Annotated in this window: 1 protein-coding gene; it reads left to right on the top strand. The window is 69.7% G+C overall.

Annotated elements, in window-relative coordinates; genetic code table 11:
* The coding region (locus ACIPEK_RS46025; RefSeq protein ID WP_402008863.1) for an amino acid adenylation domain-containing protein at nucleotides 1–6,239 on the top strand (6,239 nt) is incomplete at both ends.

Here is a 6,239-nt window from a genome sequence, read left to right as displayed (position 1 = left end):
GCCTACCTCGTTCCCGCCGAGCAGACGGACGGCATCCCGCCGGTCAGCGAGCTCCGAGACTTCGCGAGCAACCGCCTGCCCGCCTTCATGATCCCGGGCGTCTTCGTGTCGCTCGGCAGCCTGCCGCTGACCCCGAACGGCAAGGTGGACCGGGCGGCACTGCCCGAGCCGGAAGGCGCGCGCCCTGAACTGGACGCGTACGTGCCCCCGGGCACTGCCACCGAGGAGCTGCTCGCCGACATCTGGGCCCAGCTCCTCGGCCTGGACCAGGTTGGTGTCACGGACAACTTCTTCGAGCTCGGCGGGCACTCCCTGCTGGCCACACGCGTCAGGTCCCGCATGCGGGAGCTGGTCGGGGCAGAGCTCCCGCTGCACGTGCTCTTCGACCGGCCGACCGTACGCGGTCTGGCTGCCGCACTGGAGCGCGCCGGCACGGCGAGCGCTCTGCCCCCGGTCACCGTGGCAGACCGCAGACAGCCGCTGCCGCTGTCGTTCGCGCAACAACGCCTTTGGTTCTTGCAGCAGTTGGACCATGAGTCCGCCGAATACAACGTCGCTCTTCCGGTCTGGCTGCGCGGAGAGAAGCCCGACGTGGGCGCGCTCGCCGCTGCCCTCGGCGCCGTCGTGACACGGCACGAAGTACTGCGCACCCGGCTCGTCGCGGGTTCGGACGGCATTCCGTACCAGGTGATGGATCAGCCGTCGGAGATGTTCCCCCTGGCGCTCGTCGACGTATCGGCGGAACGCGATCCGGTCGCCGCCGCCCGCGAGCTGGTCGCTGCCGACGCGGTGCTGCCCTTCGACCTGGCGGCCGATTCCCTGATCCGCGCCATGCTGATCCGGGTGGCTCCCGATGAGCACGTTCTGGCGCTGTCGGTGCACCACGTGGTCTTCGACGAGTGGTCGGACGAGGTCTTCCGCCGTGAACTGGCCTCCCTGTACGAGGCGTTCCGCGAGGGTGAGCCGAACCCGCTCCAGCCGCTGGCCGTGCAGTACGCGGACTTCGCGGCCTGGCAGCGACAGTGGCTGTCCGGTGACGTACTGGAGGCGCAACTCGCCTACTGGACACACCACCTGGCGGGCGTGCCGACCCTTGAGCTGCCCACGGACCGGCCCCGGCCGCACGTGCGGTCCACCGAGGGCGCGGCGATCCCCTTCACCGTTCCCGCACGTACGGCGGACGCGCTGCGCGTCCTCTCGCGCGAGCACGGCGCGACGATGTTCATGACGCTCCTGGCAGCCTTCGACGTACTGCTGAGCCGCTACGCGGGCTCGGAGGACGTGGTCGTGGGCACGCCGGTCGCCAACCGGAACAGTGCCGAGACCGAGGACCTGATCGGGTTCTTCGTCAACACGCTCGTCATGCGCACCGACCTGTCCGGCGACCCGTCCTTCGCCGAACTCGTCGGTCGTGTACGCGAGACGTCCCTCGCGGCCTTCGCCCACCAGGACCTGCCGTTCGAGCAGCTCGTGGACGATCTGGTCGGTGAACGGGACCGGTCCCGCACTCCGCTGTTCCAGGTCATGTTCACGTACGAGACCCGGGAGACCGGAGCGCTGCCGGGCCGTGGTGACCTCTTCGGCCCGGACGAGCTCGCGACCGACTTCCTCGTGGACAGCGTTCCGGCGAAGTACGACCTGCTGCTGACCCTGGGTGACAGCGACAGTGCCGGTGGTCTCGTCGGCCAGCTGCAGTACAGCACCGCGCTCTTCGACGCCTCCACGGTCGAGCGGCTGATCGGGCACCTCATCGGCCTGCTGGAGACGGTGGCCGCGGATGACACGCGACCGCTGTCGCAGGTGCCCCTGCTGTCCGCCGACGAGCATGACCGCCTGGTCGCGGAGTGGGCCGACTCCGCGACGCCGCCGCCCGTCGTCGGCGGCGTACCGGCTCTGATCGCGGAGCGGGCCGCGCAGACCCCCGACGCGGTGGCCCTGGTCAGCGGTGAGCAGCAGGTCAGCTATGCGGAGCTGATGGCAGGCGCGAACCGTCTCGCGCACCGGCTGCGCGACGCGGGAGTGGGCCCGGAAACCATCGTCGGACTGTGCCTGGACCGGGGTGCCGACATGGTCACCGCCATGCTGGCCGTGTGGCAGGCCGGCGGCGGATACCTCTCCCTGGACCCGGGACATCCGTCCGAGCGGCGAGCCTTCATGCTCGCCGACAGCGGCGCGCGGGTGGTCGTCACGCAGCGGCATCACGTCGCCAACCTGACCGACGGGGTGGCGGACACCCGGGTCGCACCCCTGCTGGTCGTCGACGACCCCGAGACCGCCGCCGAGATCGGCGAGCGCCCCGCCACCGCACCCGACACCGCCACCGAACCCGGACAGATCGCCTACGTGATCTACACGTCGGGCTCGACCGGCCGCCCCAAGGGCGTCCATGTCCCGCACGCGAACGTCCACAGCCTCTTCACGGCCGTGGACGCCACGGAGACCTTCGACCTCGGCCCCGACGACGTGTGGAGCGTGATTCACTCCTCGGCGTTCGACTTCTCCGTCTGGGAGATCTGGGGAGCCCTGGCCCACGGCGCCCGCTGTGTCGTCGTACCGACGGAGACCGTGCGCCAGCCGTGGCTGCTCCGCGACGTCCTGGCCGCCGAGGGCGTGACCGTCCTGAGCGCCACACCCGAACTGTTCCGTCAGCTGGCCGAGGCCGCCGGGCCGGGGCGCGCACCCACCGACCTGCGGTTCGTCGTCTTCGGCGGGGACGCCCTGCAACGCGTGCACGTGGAGCGGTGGGCCGACGCCTGGGGCCTCGACACCCCTGCCCTGGTCAACATGTACGGCATCACGGAGACGACGGTCCATGTCACCCACCACCGGATCGACGCCACCGACGTGGAAGCCGACCCGAAGCTGCCGGCCGGGCGGGCGCTCCCCGGCTGGCGGGCCCTCGTACTGGACGACCACCTCATGCCCGCACCGACCGGCGTACCCGGCGAGCTGTACATCGGCGGCGCCGGTGTCACGCGCGGCTACGGCGGACGGCCCGCCCTCACGGCCGAGCGCTTCGTCGCCGACCCGTTCGCGGGGGACGGCTCCCGGCTCTACCGCTCGGGCGACCGGGCCCGCCTCCTGCCCAACGGCGTCCTGGAGTACCTCGGCCGGGCCGACAAGCAGATCAAGGTCCGTGGATTCCGGATCGAACCGGGGGAGATCGAGGCGCTGCTGGCCGCCCACCCGGCAGTCCTGTCCGCCGTGGTGACGGCCTCCGGCGAGGGCACGGACCGACGCCTCGTGGCCTACCTGGTCCCGACCGACCACACCGAGGGCATTCCGAACGCGGGGGAGCTGCGCGCCCACCTGCGCCGTGACCTGCCCGAGTTCATGGTCCCGGCCGTCTTCGTCGAGCTCACGGCGCTCCCTCTGACCTCCAACGGAAAGCTGGACCGGGCGGCCCTGCCCCAGCCGGAGCCGGCACACACCGCCGGCGCCGACTTCGTCGCCCCGGCCGGTGCGACGGAGGAGCTCCTCGCCCGCATCTGGTCCGAGGTGCTCGGCGTGGACCAGGTCGGCGCCGACGACAACTTCTTCGAGGTGGGCGGGCACTCGCTGCTCGCCACCCAGGTCGTCTCCCGTATCCGGGAGGCGTTCCGGGCCGAGGTCCCCCTCTCCTCCCTGTTCGACCGGCCCACCGTGCGTGAGCTGGCACCGTTCCTGGAGAACTGGGCGACCAGCACCGTCGTACCCCCCGTGACGCCGGCCGACCGGACCGAGCCGCTGCCGCTGTCGTTCGCGCAGCAGCGCCTGTGGTTCCTCAGTCAGATGGAGCCGGGGTCGACGGAGTACAACCTGTCGATGCGTGTGCGGTGGGATGGTGTCCCAGATGTGGCGGCGCTGGGTGGGGCGTTGGGTGGGGTGGTGGCGCGGCACGAGGTGTTGCGGACGCGTCTGGTGGCGGGTGCGGATGGTGTGCCGTATCAGGTGATCGATGAGCCGGCGCTGTTTCCCCTGCCGGTGGTCGACGTCTCCGACTGCATTGATCCTGTTGAGGCGGTGCGGGAGCTGGCGGCGGCGGATGCCCAGGTGCCGTTCGATCTGTCGACGGGACCGCTGATCCGCGCGATGCTGCTGCGTGGGGCCCATGGCGAGTACGTGCTTGTGGTTGCCCTGCACCACGTTGTGTTCGACGAGTGGTCGGACTCCGTCTTCCATCGTGAGCTCATGGCCCTGTACGAGGCGTTTGTCGCGGGTGAGTCTGACCCGTTGCCGCCGCTGGAGGTGCAGTACGCGGACTTCGCGGTGTGGCAGCGCAAGTGGCTGGATGGCGAGGTGCTGGAACGGCAGCTGTCCTACTGGCGCGAGCGGCTCTCCGGCGCACCGGAACTGGAACTGCCCCTCGACCGCCCGCGTCCGCCGGTGCGCTCTTCCGCCGGCGCGATGGTGAGGATCGATATTCCGGACGATGTCGCCGAAGGTCTGCGGGCGTTGTCGCGTGAGTGCGGTGTGTCGATGTTCATGTTGTTGTTGTCGGCGTATGTGGTGTTGCTGGGGCGGTATGCGGGTTCGGATGACGTGGTGGTGGGGACGCCGGTCGCGAACCGGAATCGTGCGGAGACGGAGGGCTTGATCGGGTTCTTCGTGAACACGTTGGTGATGCGTGCGGATCTGTCGGGTGATCCGTCGTTCCGTGAGGTGTTGGGTCGGGTGCGGGAGACGGCGCTTGGTGCGTACGGGCATCAGGACGTGCCGTTCGAGCAGGTGGTGGAAGCGCTGGTCTCGGAGCGGGACCGCTCGCGTACTCCGCTGTTCCAGGCGTTGTTCAACTACGACTTCGTCGAGGAGGGCGGCGGTGTGGGTGGCACGGCCGGCCCGGTGGACCGCTCGGTGGATCGCAGCGGGAGTGCTTCGGAAAGGGTGGTCGCGAAGTTCGATCTGCGTCTGGTGTTGAGTGATGGTGGGGTGGGGTTGGGTGCGGAGTTCGAGTACAGCACCGCGTTGTTCGATGCGGTGACGGTGGAGCGGTTGGGTGGGCATCTGGTCGCGTTGTTGTCGGCGGTGGCCGCGGATGCTGATCAGCGTGTGGGTGGGTTGCCGGTGTTGTCGGCGGGTGAGCGTGAGGTGTTGGTGGAGGGGTGGAACGCCGCCTCTTCGGTGGAGTTGCCGTTGGTGGCGGGGGTGCATGAGCTGATTGCGGGGCGGGCTGGGGTGGCTCCGGATGCGTTGGCTGTGGTGGCGGGTGAGGTGTCGCTGACGTATGGGGGGTTGATGGGTCGGGCGAATCGTCTGGCGCATTACCTGCGGGGTGTGGGTGTGGGCGCGGAGTCGGTGGTGGCGCTGTGTCTGCCGCGTGGTGTGGACATGGTGGTGGCGATGCTCGCGGTGTGGCAGGCGGGTGGGGCGTATCTGCCGCTGGATCCGGAGTATCCGGTGGAGCGGCTGGGGTTCATGCTGCGCGACAGCCGCGCCACCGTGCTGGTGGGCACCGAGGAGCTGGTCGACGAGCTGCCGGTGGGGCGTCTGCGGACGGTGGTCGTGGACGACCCGGCGGTGGTGGCGGCGCTTGCGGGTCTTTCGTCGTCGGCGCCGGAAGTCGTTGGGTCTCTGGCCCAGTTGGCGTATGTGGTTTATACGTCGGGTTCGACGGGGCGGCCGAAGGGTGTGCAGGTCACGCATGGTGGTGTGGTGGGTTATGTGGTGTCGGTGGTGGATCGTACGGGTTGGGGGGTTGTGGGGGGCCGGTTCGGTTTGTTGCAGCCGGTGGTGACGGACCTGGGGAACACGGTGGTGTTCGGCTGCCTGGTCTCGGGTGGTGTGCTGCATGTGGTGGATGCGGATGTGGCGGTGGACGGGCGGGGTGTGGCTGGGTTCTTCCGTGAGTGGGCGATCGATTTTGTGAAGGTGGTGCCCTCGCATCTGGCGGCGTTGGTTGCGGGGTGTGGTGGTGAGGTGGGTCCGTTGGTTCCGCGTCGGGGTCTGGTGCTGGGCGGGGAGAGTGCTTCGGCGGCATGGCTGTGCGGGCTGGTGGAGGCTGCCGGGGATCGTGGGGTGGTGAACCATTACGGGCCGACGGAGACGACGGTGGGTGTGGTGGCCGGCGAGTTGCTGGCGGGTGCGGGTGGTCTGGCGGACGGGGTGGTGGGTCTGGGGCGGCCGTTGGCGGGGTCGAGGGCGTATGTGCTGGACGGGTTCCTGAACCCGGTTCCGGTGGGTGTGGTGGGTGAGTTGTTCGTCGCTGGTGGTCAGGTGGCGCGGGGGTATGTGGGTCGGGCTGGGTTGACGGGTGAGCGGTT

It is taken from the genome of Streptomyces sp. NPDC088246, assembly GCF_044741025.1.
In the GTDB taxonomy this organism is placed as follows: Bacteria; Actinomycetota; Actinomycetes; order Streptomycetales; family Streptomycetaceae; genus Streptomyces.
The sequence above is the reverse complement of the archived record's forward strand: the minus strand, read 5'-3'. Positions and strand labels throughout refer to the sequence as shown.